Raw genomic sequence first — 15,772 nt, 5'->3', positions numbered from 1 at the left:
TCTAATGTCCTGTTTTGGAAATTCATTGAAGATATGGCGAGCGCGCTGAACCGTCAGGCAAGGCGCCGTAATGTGACACAGCAGCGCTATGGCGAGGAACGGCAACGCCGCATAGGCGGGGCCCAAGGAACGCCAGAAATACAGCCAACTTTTGATACAGGACACTAGGACATCAGAATGACGTTCTTTCCCAAGGATGGAGAAGACGTTAGCGCCTCCCTCAGCGCTCCCGGCTCATATCGACCTCCGATCAGTGGACGCAGCCCCTTTCGGACCATGAATGCCAGGAGCTCCTCGAAATGCTGGCGACTGCCGACGCTGATGCCGACCAGATGCAGTAGTTTTGCAAGCATGGGGCCGACCAGTTCGCCCTCCACCCGGTCACTCCCGAGAAAGCCGATCACAGCGACCCTTCCACGGGTGGCCATGACCGGCAGCACCAACTCCGTCAGCATATGGCCACCGACGACCTCCATGGCTACGTCAATACCATGCCAACCGCTTGCCTCAAGGATAGCCTTGCGTCGCTCGGCATCCTCCCCGGGGCCAATAACGGCTTCGGCACCCAACTCCAACAGCTTCCCCCGACTGTCTTCATCATTTCGCGAAGTCAGTACCAGCGAATGAGCCCCTGCGGCAGCAGCCAGCTGCAGTGCCTGCAGGGAAACATTACCGCTTCCCTCGATCAGCACCCACTTCCCCGACAGAGCGTCGATATCTCCCAGCGCATGCCAGGCCGTAACCCCGGAGACAGCCAATGCGGCGGCTTCTTCGAAGCTCCACCCGGCCGGTACGGGCAACAACGCAGAGGCCGGCAGGATAATTTCCTCCGTCAGCCAACCATCCATAGGCCCCCCAACCTTGCTGGCATGGTATTCCTGCTGGAAAGGCCCCTCCAACCAGCGACTGGTATAGTGCCCCAGTACCCTCTGGCCCGGGGATAGAGTCCTTACGCACTCCCCAACCTCTATCACATCGCCAGCCCCTTCCGAGAGAGGTACATAGGGCCTTGGCATACTCGGTAGGTAGTCTCCCTGCAACAAGACCAGGTCACGGTAATTGGTGGCGGCTGCACGTACTCGTACTCGAACCTCCTGGGTGCCCAGCGCTCGCCTTGGCCTCTCCACTCGCTTCAGCGCATCCCATCCAAAATCCTGAACCTCATAAGCCCACATGGCACTCACTCCTTTTCTCCTCAGGACATGCTTCAAGGATGTGATGCCCAGGTACTCACTTCCAGCGCAGCGCTTGCTAAGCTGTCTTGCGTGCCATGCAAGAAGCCGCAGCGTATGCCTTTCACCTCAACCCACTGGACGCCTCTATGACACGACATCATGGCGTGACAATCGATGAAATTGCCGCCTTCATCGAGGTGGCTAGGCGCGGCTCCCTGCAAGCTGCCGCCGAGAGACTCTTGATCAGCAGTGGCTCGGTCGGCCGACGCCTCGATGCCCTGGAACAACGTCTCGGTACAAGGTTGTTGAACCGCTCTACCCGTGCCCTGACCCTGACCGAAGATGGAGAGGACTATCTCATCCGGGTAGAGCCGGCACTGGGGAGCATCACTCAGGCCGGTGACCGCCTGCGAGATCGTCAGGTGGGCCCTCAGGGCGAACTACGCGTCTCCCTGCCAGTCAACTACGGCCGCCTGCATATAGCACCTCATCTGGCTGATTTTCTTCGTCTTCACCCCTCGGTCAGCGTCGATGCCTGCTTCGATGACCACTTTGTCGATATCATCGGTGAGGGCTTTGACCTCGCCATTCGCATTGGTCAACTCGGCGACTCCCGACTGGTAGCTAAACGCATCGCTCGGGATCGACGCCTGATCGTGGCCTCACCCGACTATCTCGCGCATCATGGCGAACCCCGCCATCCCTGTGATCTTCATGAGCATCATTGTCTCCACTTCACACGCTTTCAAGGTCCTGCCCAGTGGGCCATGCAACGCGGTGATGAGCGTCATGTCATCCCTGTGTCCGGCCGACTCAAGTCCAATTACGGTCTTCCCTTGACGCTTGCCGCCGAACAGGGGCTCGGCCTCGTTCAGACCTCGGAATCCATTGTCGCTGAAGCCTTGGCCAATGGCCGTCTCTGCGAGGTGTTGAGCAACTGGAAACTGCCGGACATCGCCGTCCATGCCGTCATGCCCGCACGTCAACATACCCCTCTCAAGGTCTCGGCCTGCATCGACTTTCTGGCCAAGCGTCTGCCACTATCGGACTAGGCCGAACCATGGCCTCCGGCGCAAGGGGCGTCTTGTTTCACGTGAAACACACACCCTGGCAGGAGTGTCCTGTTTCCAGGGTAGGCTGTAGAATTCCGCGGTCAGACCCCCGAACCCCTATTGCTTTCCTCAGCCCTCGGAACCACTACGGAAACTGCATCATGACCACCAGACTTGTCATTCTCGATCGGGATGGCGTCATCAACCAGGATTCCGATGATTACATCAAGTCGCTCGACGAGTGGCTTCCCTACCCCAGTGCCATCGAGGCAATCGCCAGGCTCCACCATGCAGGCTGGCGGGTTGCCATCGCCACCAACCAGTCCGGCATCGCACGCGGCTATTATGACGAGGGTGTGCTTTCCGACATGCACCGACATATGCAGTCACTGGTGCATGCCGCCGGTGGTGAACTGGCTTATATCGCTTACTGCCCACATGGCCCGAACGATGGCTGTCATTGCCGCAAGCCTCTACCGGGGATGCTCCATGAAATTCGTCAAGCCCTGTGCCTGCCATCCCTCGAGGGAAGCTGGATGGTCGGTGACAGCCTGAGAGACATGCAGGCGGGCGAAGCAGCAGGCTGTCGCCAGGCCCTGGTGATGACCGGCAAGGGGCAACGCACGCTGGACAAACACCCCGACCTCGCGTCATCGAACATGAAGATATTCAAGGACCTGGCCGGCTTTACCGATTGGTTGCTCGACACTTCTTCGGCTTGAGAAAGTGATTTCTACCCTTCCTTCCTCTCTCAATCCAGATGTTTCACGTGAAACATCGTACTGATGGTGCTGGGTTTGCCGGACGGCAAGAGGGCGAGATAATCTCCCGTCATGCTCCCATGGCCTCTCATACAATCCCTTGAAGAATGGTCAAGTCATCTTGCCTTGATTGATCGTGTCGCATGCACGCCGCCCTCGACAGCGTGTCAGGGTGATGTTCGACCATCTGTGCACTCCGCCGAAAATGTCTCTCTCGTGCTCGGACCCTCGGCAGCATGCCTGACGCGTAAAAGAAAGGGGCCACATCGCCAGTTCGATGCGGCCCCTCGCCTCGCGTCTTCTCACCGGAGATGTTTCATGTGAAACATCTCCGATCTGTGCAACCGACTAGATGTCCAGATTGGCCACCAGGGCGTTCCGCTCGATGAAGTAACGGCGCGGCTCAACCTCATCACCCATCAGGGTGTTGAACATCATGTCGGCCGCCACCGCATCCTCGATGGATACCCGCAGCATGCGGCGCGTATTGGGGTCCATGGTCGTTTCCCACAGCTGCTCGGGGTTCATCTCCCCCAACCCCTTGTAACGTTGGATAGAAAGGCCACGCTGGGCTTCATTCATCAACCACTCAAGAGCATCATAGAAGCTGCCAACCGACTTTTTCCGCTCGCCACGAGCCACGTAGGCGCCCTCTTCGAGCAAGTCATCCAGTGTCTCGCCAAGTCCGGTAATGGCTCGGTAGTCCGCACTGGTGAAGAAGTCCACCCCCCAGACATAGTCCGAGGTGACACCATGCGCGGCCAGGGTAACGGCCGGCAGATAGAGGCCACGCTCGCTGTCTTCCTCCAGGCGGAAGGTATAGCGAGGCCCGCCTTCATAAGAGACGATGGCATCCATCTCGGTTTGCAGGTATTCGATCCAGTTCTGCATGGTCACGCGGTCCCGCAGGCTCTCTTCGCCTTCCAGTCTGGCGGCATGCACGATCTTGCGCAGAACCATGTCAGGATAGACACGGGACAAGCGATCGATTCGGTTCATGACATCACGATACTGCTTGACCAGCCCCTCGAGCCCTTCACCCTCGATCCCCGGCGCATCAGCATTCACGTGCAGACGAGCACCATCCAGGGCCGTGGTGGTCAGGTAGTCGGTCAGAGCCTGTTCATCCTTGAGGTAGCTCTCCTGCTTCCCACGCTTGATCTTGTAAAGAGGTGGTTGTGCGATGAAGACATGCCCACGCTCGATCAGTTGTGACATCTGCCGGAAGAAGAACGTCAGCAACAACGTACGAATATGCGAGCCATCGACATCAGCGTCGGTCATGATGATGATCGAATGGTAACGCAACTTGTCCGGATCGAACTCTTCCCGGCCGATGCCACAACCCAGGGCCGTGATCAGGGTACCGACCTCGGCAGAAGACAGCATCTTGTCGAAACGCGCCTTCTCCACATTGAGTATCTTGCCCTTGAGCGGCAGGATTGCCTGGGTGCGGCGATCACGCCCCTGCTTGGCACTGCCACCAGCCGAGTCCCCCTCGACCAGATAAAGCTCCGACAGACTAGGATCCTTTTCCTGGCAGTCGGCCAGTTTTCCGGGCAGCCCGGCGATATCCAGCGCGCCCTTGCGACGCGTCATGTCACGTGCCTTGCGCGCCGCTTCGCGCGCCCGGGCCGCATCCAGCATCTTGTTGACGATGGCCTTGGCCTCGTTCGGCCGTTCGACCAGGTACTCCGAGAACTGGCGCCCCATCTCCTGTTCCACCGCCGTCTTCACCTCGGAGGAAACCAGCTTGTCCTTGGTCTGTGACGAGAACTTGGGATCCGGTACCTTGACCGAGATGATGGCCGTGAGACCCTCCCTGGCATCATCGCCCGAGGTGTTGACCTTGGCCTTCTTCAACAAGCCCTCGGCCTCGATGTAGTGGTTGAGTGTCCGTGTCAGCGACGCCCGGAACCCGGCCAGGTGTGTACCCCCATCGCCTTGGGGAATATTGTTGGTGTAACAGAAGATATTCTCGGCGAAAGTATCGTTCCATTGCATCGCCACTTCGACACCGACGCCATCCTCACGCTCGACATTAAAATGGAATACCGGGTTGAGGACCGTCTTGTTGGTGTTCAGGTGGTCGACGAAGGCGCGCAATCCCCCTTCATAATGGAAGAGCTCTTCCTTGCCGGTACGTTCGTCGGTCAAGCGAATCGCCACACCGGAGTTCAGGAATGACAGCTCACGCAGGCGCTTGGCGAGGACATCGTAGTGAAACTCGATATTATGGAAGGTCTCGGATGAAGGCCGGAAATGCACGCGGCTGCCGGTCTGCTCAGTGGTGCCAACTATCGACAGCGGCGCCACGGCCTCGCCGTGGCGATAGATCTGCTCATGCACCTTCCCTTGCCGCCAGATGGTCAGTTTCAACTCCTCGGAAAGAGCATTGACCACAGAAACCCCGACGCCATGCAGGCCACCGGAGACCTTGTAGGAATTATCATCGAACTTGCCGCCGGCGTGGAGCACCGTCATGATCACTTCGGCGGCCGAAACGCCTTCTCCCTCATGGATCTCGGTCGGAATGCCGCGTCCATTGTCGCTGACGGTGATCGATTCGTCCGGGTGAATCAGCACACGAATTTCACTACAGTGTCCGGCCAGGGCTTCATCGATGGAGTTGTCCACCAGCTCGAACACCATGTGGTGCAGGCCTGTACCGTCATCGGTGTCGCCGATGTACATGCCGGGCCGCTTGCGTACCGCATCCAGGCCCTTGAGAACCTTGATGCTTGATGAGTCGTAAGCTTGTTCGCTCATTGACTACTCCATCATGAAGTCTGTCTGTCCATCGGCAGCAGCTGCCCCTGCCCTGCCTCGGTATGTTTCACGTGAAACATCGACACTGGTGTGTCCACATCCCACGAGTCCGTCAAGGCATTCGGATCGACACTGGTAATAAACGCCTGACAGTGCATATGCGCCAACCACTCGCAGAAGACACGCCGGCGGTCTCCATCCAGCTCAGCCGGGAGGTCATCGATCAGATAGACGCAGGAGCGGCCTGTAAGGCGCTCCAGCAACCGCCCCTGGGCAAGCTTCAGCGCACTGACTACCAGCTTCTGCTGGCCTCTCGACAGGGTCTCGATCGCCGGCCGGCGCCCCAGACGTATGCCGAGATCTGCTCGCTGTGGCCCCTGTTGGGTAAACCCCATCTGTTGATCGGTTTCCCTGCTTTGCTCGAGCACATCGGCAAGCTGTCGCTTGCGATCCCACCCTCGGGCATAACGCAACTGGAGTTCGGGCAAGGCGATCAACCCTCCCAGGGTCTCCTGGAACACGGGCAGAAACGCATCTATCCAGGCTCGACGCAGTTCATCCAGCCGAGTGCCCCAATGTGCCAGTTCGCGTTCCCAGGCGCCCATTGACGCATCCGTCATTCTACCATGCCTGAGGAGAGCATTCCGATGCTTCAACGCCCTTCTGAAGCGCTTCCAGGCATCGAGAAAATCGTGTTTCACGTGAAACACACCCCAGTCGAGGAACTCACGGCGCCCAGCCGGTGAACCCTCGAGAAGGCGAAAGGCATCGGGATTGATGAGTTGCAGCGGCAGGGTTTCCACCAGCTGCGCTACCCGGCTAACCCTCTCCCCTGCCAGGCGCATCTCAAGCTCATCACTATCCCGGCGGCGACGCACCCCTATGGGCAAGGGAGGGTCACCCGACAAACGGCCATGGAGGGTCATGCTCTCCTCATCATGGGCGATGGCATGACGCAGCTGTCTCGCGCGGAAAGAGCGCCCCATGCCCAGAACATGTATTCCCTCCAGCAAGCTGGTCTTGCCGGTGCCGTTGTCACCGATGAAGAGGTTGATTCGAGGGCCAGGAGTCAGCTCCAGGGCCTGGAGATTACGCAGGCCCTGAAAAGCGAGGCGATCGAGAGGCATCGAGAGAAAGGATCCTATTGCCGATGTCCACTGAAAGAGGAACATCGGCACGGGGAGTCAGGGGTCGTCTCAAAGGCGCATCGGCATGACGACATAAAGTGCATCGCCGCCGCCGGGCTCCTCGAGCAAGGCACTGCTGTTGGGGTCCGCCAGGGTCAACTGTACGCGATCCTCGTCCAGCACACCGAGAACATCGACCAGATAGCCGACATTGAAGCCGATTTCCATAGCCGGCCCGGCATATTCGACGCCAACGTTCTCCTCGGCCTCTTCCTGCTCGGGGTTGTTGGCCATGACCCGCAGGTTGCCTTCTTCGAGATTGAGACGCACGCCGCGATACTTTTCGTTGGACAGGATCGCGGTGCGTGACAGCACTTGGCGCAGCTCTGTCCGTTCGGCGATGAGAACCTTGTCCCCGCCTTTTGGCACCACACGCTCGTAATCGGGAAACTTGCCATCGACCAGCTTGGACGTGAAGGTGAAATCCCCCGTATGGGCACGGATATGCGTCGATCCCAGTGTCAGGCTCACGGGATCGTCACCATCATCGAGCAGGCGAACCAGTTCCATGATCCCCTTGCGCGGCACGATCAACTTCTGAGCGGGCTCCACCTGGATCTCGGCAGGACGCGACGCCACCGCCAGCCGGTGGCCATCGGTGGCCACGGTCCGAACCAGATTGGTGCCGAACTCAAGCAACATGCCATTGAGATAATAGCGAACATCCTGCTGAGCCATGGCAAAGGACGTTGCATCGATGAGACGCTTGAGAGTGCCTCGCGGCAAGCTCAACTCGACGCTGCTCTGACCATCTTCGATATTGGGGAACTCTGCCACCGGCAAGGTCGACAGCGTGAAACGGGAACGCCCGCTGCGCAGAACCGCCCGATTATCCTCCAGAGCGATTTGAACCTCGGCCTGGTCCGGTAGCGACTTGCAGATATCCATCAACTTTCGAGCCGGCACGGTGGCCGACCCCGCGTCATCCACCTGGCTGGCCACGGTGCGACCGATCAGCTCGACTTCCAGATCGGTGCCGGTCAATGACACTTGATCCTGTTCGACCTGGATCAAGACATTCGACAGCACCGGCAGGGTCTGACGCCGCTCCACCACGCCGGCGACCAGAGTCAGCGGGCGCAACAGCGCTTCTCGGGAAATGGAAAATTTCATGTCGACTCCACTTCTTGTCCTGGAGGGGTTGTGAGGCCGGCGAGCCGACCGGTCGATCGTGTCATCTAGAGAACTCAGCTCGTCAATAGACGTAGCAGGTTCTTGTAATCCTCGCGAATATCCGCGTTTTCATCCTGAAGAGCCTGCACCTTGCGGCACGCATGCAGCACCGTCGTGTGGTCGCGACCGCCAAACGCATCGCCAATTTCGGGGAGACTGTGATTGGTCAGTTCCTTGGCCAGTGCCATGGCGACCTGCCGCGGGCGGGCCACGGAACGCGAACGGCGCTTCGACAACAGGTCCGCCAGCTTGATCTTATAGTACTCGGCTACCGTGCGCTGAATGTTGTCCACACCAACCTGCTTGTCCTGCAGGGCCAGCAGGTCCTTGAGCGATTCGCGGATGAAGTCCTGGGTGATCGTCTTGCCCATGAAATGGGAATCGGCGATGACCTTTTTCAACGCCCCTTCGAGCTCGCGCACGTTGGAACGGATCTTTTGGGCAATGAAGAAGGCCGCATCATGCGGCAGATTGACCTTGGCTTGATCGGCCTTCTTCATGAGGATCGCCACCCGGGTCTCGAGCTCCGGCGGCTCGATTGCCACCGTCAGCCCCCAGCCGAAACGCGACTTGAGTCGCTCCTCTACTCCGCTGATTTCCTTGGGATAGCGATCGGACGTCAGGATCATCTGCTGACCGCCTTCAAGCAAGGCGTTGAAGGTATGGAAGAATTCTTCCTGGGAGCGCTCCTTGCCGGCAAAGAACTGGATATCATCGATCAGCAAGGCATCGACACTGCGATAGAAGCGCTTGAAATCATTGATGGCGTTGAGTTGCAACGCCTTGACCATGTCGGCAACAAAACGCTCGGAATGCAGGTACACCACCCGGGCATTCTCGCGGCGTACGTCCAAGGCGTTGCCGACGGCATGCATCAGGTGGGTCTTGCCCAGGCCGACTCCGCCGTAGAGAAACAGCGGATTATAAGCACCGCCGGGATTCTCGGAGACCTGGCGCGAAGCGGCCCGCGCCAACTGGTTGGACTTGCCCTCGACGAAGGTTTCGAAGGTGAAATTCTGGTTCAACCCGCTGTTATGCTTGAGGCTGCCCTCGACCTGTACCTGTCGCTCGCCGGAGGGACGTCGCGGTGTCTCCCCTTCATCCCGCAACCGATCGATTTCGGATTCATCCGCCACATCACCCCGTGGAGGAGTATGCACGGCGGGAGCTCGAGGCGCCGCGGATACCGGATCCCCGAGCTCCCGCGGCTGGGGGGCAGGTGCCGCCCGACGACTGCCAACGGTCAACACCACCTTGGGTGGTTTGGCAGGGGCCAGCTCGCGCATCAACTCACTGATGCGCTTGGCGTACTTGTCACTGACCCAATCACGCACGAACCGGTTGGGAGCCAACAGGCGCAACTGGTTGGACTCCCCCTCCTCTTCCGCCTGCAATGGGCGAATCCAGGTGTTGAACTGCTGAGAGCTCAATTCATCCTGCAGGGTAGCCAGACACTGTTGCCAGAGAGCGAGCGACACGCAACCTCACCATCATAGATTCAAGAACGACCGCACATTGTATCGTCCAGCCATCGGGTTATCCACATGAAGTGAGCCCTGAAAAAGGTTTGTGGAAAACCCTGTCCCCAGGACCGGGACACGCCCGGGGGCAAAATGGGGATCATTCACTGCTGTGGACAGTACCCGCTTCCATCCACTGTATACCCACCGGGAACACACGACTTCCTCCAAGGATGTCCACACGAAAAGAAACAAAGCAAAATTTTGATTTATAAGGGGAAAGAAAGCTTATCCACAAAAATCTTCCCCAGTTATAATAACAGCTTTTTCAATATATATACGTAATAGGTAACCGTTGTCATGCCCATGAGGCCGGTTCACAGCGTGACGACACACAAGGAGGAATTGCGCCGTAGGCGTGAAATCACTACAATTCCCGGTCTTGATCCGAATCTCCCCGGGTTTCCAATCGAAACCGGGTACCCAGACGTTATCGATCCGTTCCAAAAACCACGTGGGAATAATCAGTTATGAAACGCACCTTCCAACCCAGCGTTCTCAAGCGCAAGCGCGCACATGGCTTCCGCGCTCGCATGGCCACCAAGAATGGTCGTGCCGTCCTGGCGCGTCGTCGCGCCAAGGGCCGCAAGCGTCTGAGCGCTTGATCGTAAACGCGTGTCCAATCAGGGCTTTCCTCGGCGGCTGCGCCTGCTGACCGCCGAGGACTATCGACGTGTCTTCGATACGGCAGCTTTCAAGCTTCACGGCAAGGGGTTGATGGCCCTGGCCTCGCCCAACGCATTGGGCCACCCGCGCCTTGGCCTCATCTTCAGCAAGAAGAACGTCCGCCGGGCCGTTGATCGCAATCGCCTCAAGCGAATCACTCGCGAATCCGTTCGGCTTCGCCAGCATCGACTCCCCTCCGTGGACATCGTATTGCTCGCCCGGCGAGGCGTACAGGAGCTGGACAATGAGATTGTCCACCGCCAATTGCAGGGTATGTGGCGACGCCTTGAGCGCGAAGCGCAAAAGACGCCGAGCCGTTCCTCTTGCGCCTCGACAGACCGCTGATGGTCGATCCAGCGCACCACCGATGTCATCCTGCGGAGCGCGCATGAGCCTGTTCTCGCTTCTCGCTGCGGAGCTTGACGCCGCCCCTTCGAAAGCGGACGCTCCGCTGACGGAAGCCAGCCTGCCATCGGCAGGCTTTCGTGTATGTCGGGTGTGCGACACACGCTGCGCCATCGGAATGTTCACCACCCATCGGGCAGACCCCTCATGGACGTAAAACGACTACTCCTGTTGATCCCCCTGGCGATACTCGCCTATCTGATCGTCGTGCAGTGGAATCAGGACTATGGCCAGGCGACTCAGGCGCCGCAGGCCCCGGCCATTACCGACAATGCATCGACCCCGTCCCAGGGTACCGGGGACACTGACGGCGGTGACCTGTCGGTTCCATCCAGTGGCACCACCGACGCTGACATGGGCAACGCGATGCCCGGCAACGAAGCGGCGTCCAACAGCCGTGACCTGGTAGCAGTTGCCACCGATGTACTCGATGTACGCATCGATCCACAAGGCGGTGACATCGTGTATGCCGCCCTGCCTCAGCACAAGTATGCCGAGAACTCCGAGCAACCCTTCGTGCTGCTTTCCGATAACGGCACTCGCAGCTATGTGGCCCGCTCGGGGCTCCAGCTGGAGGGGCACCAGGGCCGCATCGCCTTTACCCCCCAGCAGACCGAATATCGGTTGGGCGAAAATGACGACCAGCTCCAGGTGGATCTTGGTGCCACCGTCAACGGCGTGGACGTCATCAAGCGCTTCACCTTCGATCGCGACAGCTATGCCGTGAAGGTTGCCTACCTGCTGGATAATCCCAGCGAAACGCCGGTTACCGCGCGTTTCGTCGGCCAATTGGTACGCGACAATACCAGCGACCCGTCGAGCGGCCCGAAGATGGGTATGAGCTCCTTCCTCGGCGCCGCCTTTTCCACGCCGGAAGATCGCTATCTGAAGGTCGGTTTCGAAGACATCCGCAACGGCGAATTCGAGAACCGCGACGTCGAGGGAGGCTGGGTCGCCATGATTCAGCACTACTTCACGTCTGCCTGGGCCCCACCCCAGGACCAACAGAACCTCTACTACGCCTCGACCGACTCTAAAAATCGCAACGTGGCGGCCTTCGCCGGTCCGACCCGCACTCTGGGCGCCCAGAGCGAAACCTCGCTGCAGGCCACACTCTATATGGGGCCGAAGATCCAGGATCGCCTGGAAGCGGTCGCGCCGCACCTGGAGCTGACCGTCGACTTCGGCTGGTTGTGGTTCATCGCCAACCCGCTGTTCTGGCTGCTCGATCACATCCATGACCTGATCGGCAACTGGGGCTGGTCCATCGTCATCCTGACGCTGCTGGTCAAGACCGCTCTCTGGCCTCTCTCCGCCAAGGCCTACAAGTCCATGGCGCGCATGCGCAAGCTGGGCCCCGAGATGCAGCGCCTCAAGGAACAGTACGGCGATGATCGCCAGAAGATGTCCCAGGAGATGATGAAGTTCTACCAGAAGGAGAAGATCAACCCCCTGGGTGGCTGTCTGCCTATCCTGGTACAGATGCCCGTCTTCATCGCCCTGTACTGGATGCTGCTCGAGTCGGTGGAACTGCGTCACGCGCCCTTCATGTTCTGGATCACCGACCTCTCGGTGAAGGATCCCTTCTTCATCCTGCCGATCCTGATGGGCGCATCGATGTTCGTGCAGCAACTGCTCAACCCGACACCGCCGGATCCGACCCAGGCGAAGATCATGAAGCTGCTGCCGGTGGTCTTCACCTTCTTCTTCCTGTGGTTCCCCGCTGGCCTGGTGATCTACTGGGTGGTGAACAACATCACTTCCATCGCCCAGCAGTACTTCATCACCCGCAAGATCGAGGCCGATCCCGAGGTCGGCAAAGGCATGAAGACCAAGTAGACCTGCCTGCTCGTTCGTTTTTCCAGACCCCCGCCCCGCGGGGGTCTGGCGTTTCCGAGCGCCGACATCGACAATGTCGGCGACCCACTCGAGGAATCATCGATGGCCGAACGCCTTTACGCACAGGACACCATTGCCGCCCTGGCGACACCGCCCGGACAGGGCGGCGTGGGCATCATCCGCGTATCGGGCCCCGCCTGCCGCTCGATCGCTGACAAGGTACTGGGACACTGCCCTGCCCCGCGACAAGCACTCTATGGCCCTTTCCGGGGCGAGAACGGCATGCTCGACGAGGGCATCGCGCTGTTCTTCGAGGGGCCCGGCTCCTTTACCGGGGAGGATGTCCTCGAACTTCAAGGACACGGCGGCACGGTGATCATGGATCTGCTGCTGGAACGCTGCGTGCAGCTCGGAGCGAGACTGGCCAGACCCGGCGAGTTTTCCGAACGCGCCTTCCTCAACGACAAGCTGGACCTGGCCCAGGCAGAGGCCATTGCCGACCTGATCGAGGCAAGCTCCCGCGGTGCCGCCGAGAACGCCTTGCGCTCGCTGCAAGGCGAATTCTCGAGACGCGTCGAAGCACTGGTTCAAGAGCTCATCGAACTGCGCATATACGTCGAGGCGGCCATCGATTTCCCCGAGGAAGAGATCGATTTCCTCGCCGATGGCCACGTCGCCGGCAAGCTCGAATCGATCCGTACGACACTCGCCGATGTCCGCGATAGCGCCGGTCAGGGCGCCTTGATGCGCGAGGGCATGAATGTGGTCATCGCCGGGCGGCCCAATGCCGGCAAGTCGAGTCTGCTCAATGCCCTCACCGAGCAGGACACCGCCATCGTCACCGACATCGAAGGAACGACGCGAGACGTGCTGCGCGAGCACATCCACCTGGACGGCATGCCATTGCACGTGATCGATACCGCCGGGCTGCGGGATACACCGGACGCAGTGGAGAAGATCGGCGTGGCCAGAGCCTGGTCGGAAATCGAAAAGGCCGATCGCGTATTGCTGATGGTCGATGCCACGACGACCGATACCGTGGACCCGATGACCATCTGGCCCGAGTTCGTTCAGCGGCTCGCCGACCCGAGCCGCCTCACTCTGGTCCGCAACAAGGTCGATACCAGCCAGGAGCCACCGGGTCTCGATTTATCCACACCCACCCCCATCGTCCGCCTTTCGGCGAAGACCGGCCAGGGTGTGGATAACTTGAAGGAACACCTGAAGGCCGTGATGGGCTTCTCGACGACGACCGAGGGACGCTTCTCGGCACGTCGCCGCCACCTGGATGCCCTGGATCGTGCCGCCACGGCGCTGCATAACGGCGCTGCCCAGCTCTCCGGTCATGGTGCCGGCGAACTGCTCGCCGAAGACCTGAGAGACGCACAGCAGTCATTGGGGGAAATTACCGGCGAATTCAGCGCCGATGACCTCCTGGGCGAGATCTTCGGCAGCTTCTGCATCGGCAAGTAACAGAGACCTGACAACAGCTGTTCCGGCCTCTGCCGGTCGGAAACCCGGCATGCGTACCACTCCCCTCGGCGTCCTCCTTGAGTTGCCTTGGGTTGCCGGATCTATCGCCCGGCATGTCGTTCATTCCGGAACCCACCAGTCGCCCCGGTAGTGGCAGGCGTCTCCCAGCACAGGCGCCAGTTGCGCCATGGCATCGGCCAGGCGCTGGTCCAATCCCCAGGGGGGATTGATCACCAGCATGCCACTGCCATACATGCCGTGTTCCCGTCGGGGCGAAGCCACCTTTAGTTCGCTGCGCCAGATCTTGCGCAACCCGCCGTTCTTGAGCGCGTCGAGAAGCGCGTCATGCCGCCCCGCCGGTAATAGCGGATACCAGACCATCACCACTGCGTGCCGTGCCTTGCGCATGGCCTTGAGCAGCGTATCGGCGACGTCGCCATACTCCGCCTTGCGCTCGTAGCTTGGATCGATCAGTACACACAAACGTGGCGTTGTCACCGGCAAGGCCTCGATCAACCCCGACAGACCATCGCCGTGCACGTGACGTGCCCCGTTGAGAACGCCTTGCCTGTTCAGGTGGTCGTGCTCTCCGGGATGCAACTCGAACAGCTGCAGCGCGTCCTGCTCACGTAACCGCTGGGCCAGCCACCAGGGCGAACCGGGATAGTGACCGAGGGTTTTCGGATTCTGTCGGTTCTGGGCCGTCGCCAATCCTTCGAGCCAATCCGCCAGCAGCGGGTCATCGGCCAGGCGGCGCCGTTCCTTCCAGAGCCTTTCTGCACCATCACGGTACTCACCTAATCGACGGGTCTCTTCGGCATCCAGGGGATAATGGCCACGACCGGCATGAGTATCTATGTACGTAACAGGAGACGATTTACGTAATAGGTGATCAATGACGGCATAAAGCGTCAAGTGCTTGTGAACGTCGGCGAAATTGCCCGCATGATAGGCGTGCTGATAGGAAAGCATGATCCTGAATCCCGGGATGGGCAAGGTGGGCAAATAAAGGCCCGCCTAGGCGGGCCAATGCGTGGAGCGCAAACTCGATCAGCTCTGCGTCATGGGCGTCAACGTCATCTCGACGCGACGATTCTGGGCACGGCCGGCTTCCGTCTCATTGCTGGCGACTGGCTGGTTCTCGCCATACCCCTGCATGTTGAGCCGACTGGCCGATACGCCCGACTGGCTCAGGTACTGCCCTACCGCCTGTGCACGGCGCTCGGAAAGGCGCTGATTGTAGGCAGCATCACCGGTACTGTCGGTGTGGCCGACAATATTGATCAAGGTCTCGGAATACTGCGTCAGTACCCGGGAAACATCCTGCAGGGCACTGGTGGCCGCCGGTGTGAGATCACTGGAGTCGAAACCGAAGGTGACACTGCTCGGCATGTTGAGCACGATGTCGTTACCTCGACGCTCCACCCCGATACCGGTCCCTTCCATGTTGCGACGCAGTTGTTCTTCCTGGCGGTCCATGTAGGCACCCACGCCACCGCCAGCGGCAGCACCCACGGCGGCGCCGATCAAGGCACGATCGCGCCGACTCGTGCTGCCATCGCCACTCAAGGCGCCAGCAGCGGCCCCGACCACTGCACCAATGGCGGCACCAGTTCCCGTCTGGTTGCGCTGTGTCTGTCCGCTGTTGGGGTTCGTGGTGGTACAGCCCACCAGTAGAACGGCGGCCGCCAGAGGGGCGAGCGGACGAAGAGGTTTCATCATGGGTAACTCCTTGTGGAAAAGGTGGCGTCC

General features: G+C 59.8%; 13 protein-coding genes. 6 read left to right on the top strand and 7 right to left on the bottom strand.

Annotation, left to right across the window (positions count from 1 at the left end; all coding sequences use genetic code 11):
* Positions 1 to 164: 164 nt before the first annotated feature.
* A complete protein-coding gene (locus RSO41_RS01830; RefSeq protein ID WP_315617221.1) occupies positions 165 to 1,175 on the bottom strand; it encodes an NAD(P)-dependent alcohol dehydrogenase in 1,011 nt (336 codons plus the stop codon).
* A 164-nt stretch (positions 1,176 to 1,339) separates the two neighbouring features.
* Here RSO41_RS01830 and RSO41_RS01825 point away from each other — a divergent pair, with 164 nt between their 5' ends.
* Positions 1,340 to 2,227, top strand: a complete 888-nt coding sequence (locus RSO41_RS01825) for a LysR family transcriptional regulator (RefSeq protein ID WP_315617219.1) — start codon at positions 1,340 to 1,342, stop codon at positions 2,225 to 2,227.
* 161 nt (positions 2,228 to 2,388) lie between these two features.
* Positions 2,389 to 2,949: a D-glycero-beta-D-manno-heptose 1,7-bisphosphate 7-phosphatase gene (gene gmhB / locus RSO41_RS01820; RefSeq protein ID WP_315617217.1), complete on the top strand. Its 561-nt coding sequence runs from the start codon at positions 2,389 to 2,391 to the stop codon at positions 2,947 to 2,949.
* A 387-nt stretch (positions 2,950 to 3,336) separates the two neighbouring features.
* On the opposite strand, the gene gyrB is transcribed toward gmhB, so the two are convergent.
* From gyrB to dnaA, 4 genes are all read right to left on the bottom strand, one after another.
* A complete protein-coding gene (gyrB, locus tag RSO41_RS01815) occupies positions 3,337 to 5,757 on the bottom strand; it encodes a DNA topoisomerase (ATP-hydrolyzing) subunit B (protein ID WP_315617215.1) in 2,421 nt (806 codons plus the stop codon).
* 11 nt (positions 5,758 to 5,768) lie between these two features.
* The gene (gene recF / locus RSO41_RS01810) at positions 5,769 to 6,884 is read right to left on the bottom strand and encodes a DNA replication/repair protein RecF (protein ID WP_315617213.1); all 1,116 of its coding nucleotides are present in this window, start codon (positions 6,882 to 6,884) and stop codon (positions 5,769 to 5,771) included.
* A gap of 69 nt (positions 6,885 to 6,953) precedes the next feature.
* Positions 6,954 to 8,057 (bottom strand): DNA polymerase III subunit beta, encoded by a 1,104-nt coding sequence (gene dnaN / locus RSO41_RS01805; RefSeq protein WP_315617211.1) that lies wholly within the window; start codon positions 8,055 to 8,057, stop codon positions 6,954 to 6,956.
* A gap of 74 nt (positions 8,058 to 8,131) precedes the next feature.
* Positions 8,132 to 9,595 carry a chromosomal replication initiator protein DnaA gene (gene dnaA, locus RSO41_RS01800; protein WP_315617209.1) on the bottom strand — a complete coding sequence of 488 codons (1,464 nt, stop codon included), beginning with the start codon at positions 9,593 to 9,595 and terminating at the stop codon, positions 8,132 to 8,134.
* Positions 9,596 to 10,107: 512 nt separating this feature from the next.
* Between dnaA and rpmH the strand changes: the two genes are divergently transcribed.
* The 4 genes from rpmH to mnmE all read left to right on the top strand — a co-directional run bounded on the left by rpmH (position 10,108) and on the right by mnmE (position 14,020).
* Positions 10,108 to 10,242 (top strand): 50S ribosomal protein L34, encoded by a 135-nt coding sequence (gene rpmH / locus RSO41_RS01795; protein WP_008959105.1) that lies wholly within the window; start codon positions 10,108 to 10,110, stop codon positions 10,240 to 10,242.
* A gap of 10 nt (positions 10,243 to 10,252) precedes the next feature.
* Complete coding sequence (gene rnpA / locus RSO41_RS01790; RefSeq protein WP_315617206.1) at positions 10,253 to 10,648, top strand: ribonuclease P protein component; 396 nt, start codon at positions 10,253 to 10,255, stop codon at positions 10,646 to 10,648.
* A gap of 207 nt (positions 10,649 to 10,855) precedes the next feature.
* Complete coding sequence (gene yidC / locus RSO41_RS01785; RefSeq protein ID WP_315617204.1) at positions 10,856 to 12,547, top strand: membrane protein insertase YidC; 1,692 nt, start codon at positions 10,856 to 10,858, stop codon at positions 12,545 to 12,547.
* Positions 12,548 to 12,649: 102 nt separating this feature from the next.
* Positions 12,650 to 14,020, top strand: coding sequence for a tRNA uridine-5-carboxymethylaminomethyl(34) synthesis GTPase MnmE (mnmE, locus tag RSO41_RS01780; RefSeq protein ID WP_315617202.1), 1,371 nt, complete (start codon positions 12,650 to 12,652; stop codon positions 14,018 to 14,020).
* A gap of 120 nt (positions 14,021 to 14,140) precedes the next feature.
* On the opposite strand, the gene RSO41_RS01775 is transcribed toward mnmE, so the two are convergent.
* Positions 14,141 to 14,992: a 23S rRNA (adenine(2030)-N(6))-methyltransferase RlmJ gene (locus RSO41_RS01775; RefSeq protein WP_315617200.1), complete on the bottom strand. Its 852-nt coding sequence runs from the start codon at positions 14,990 to 14,992 to the stop codon at positions 14,141 to 14,143.
* A gap of 78 nt (positions 14,993 to 15,070) precedes the next feature.
* A complete protein-coding gene (locus RSO41_RS01770) occupies positions 15,071 to 15,739 on the bottom strand; it encodes an OmpA family protein (protein WP_315617585.1) in 669 nt (222 codons plus the stop codon).
* Between the last annotated feature and the right edge of the window lie 33 nt (positions 15,740 to 15,772).

It is taken from the genome of Halomonas sp. I1, from assembly GCF_032334135.1.
Taxonomy (GTDB): Bacteria; Pseudomonadota; Gammaproteobacteria; order Pseudomonadales; family Halomonadaceae; genus Halomonas.
Note: the sequence above shows the minus strand (reverse complement) of the source record. Positions and strands in the feature narration are given on the sequence as shown.

What these genes read in the sequence shown, in the direction of transcription:
- RSO41_RS01830 (WP_315617221.1), bottom strand. Translation starts at nt 1,175, where the DNA reads ATGTGGGCTTATGAGGTTCAGGATTTTGGATGGGATGCGCTGAAGCGA.
- gmhB (WP_315617217.1), top strand. Translation starts at nt 2,389, where the DNA reads ATGACCACCAGACTTGTCATTCTCGATCGGGATGGCGTCATCAACCAG.
- gyrB (WP_315617215.1), bottom strand. Translation starts at nt 5,757, where the DNA reads ATGAGCGAACAAGCTTACGACTCATCAAGCATCAAGGTTCTCAAGGGC.
- recF (WP_315617213.1), bottom strand. Translation starts at nt 6,884, where the DNA reads ATGCCTCTCGATCGCCTCGCTTTTCAGGGCCTGCGTAATCTCCAGGCC.
- dnaN (WP_315617211.1), bottom strand. Translation starts at nt 8,057, where the DNA reads ATGAAATTTTCCATTTCCCGAGAAGCGCTGTTGCGCCCGCTGACTCTG.
- rpmH (WP_008959105.1), top strand. Translation starts at nt 10,108, where the DNA reads ATGAAACGCACCTTCCAACCCAGCGTTCTCAAGCGCAAGCGCGCACAT.
- yidC (WP_315617204.1), top strand. Translation starts at nt 10,856, where the DNA reads ATGGACGTAAAACGACTACTCCTGTTGATCCCCCTGGCGATACTCGCC.
- mnmE (WP_315617202.1), top strand. Translation starts at nt 12,650, where the DNA reads ATGGCCGAACGCCTTTACGCACAGGACACCATTGCCGCCCTGGCGACA.
- RSO41_RS01775 (WP_315617200.1), bottom strand. Translation starts at nt 14,992, where the DNA reads ATGCTTTCCTATCAGCACGCCTATCATGCGGGCAATTTCGCCGACGTT.
- RSO41_RS01770 (WP_315617585.1), bottom strand. Translation starts at nt 15,739, where the DNA reads ATGAAACCTCTTCGTCCGCTCGCCCCTCTGGCGGCCGCCGTTCTACTG.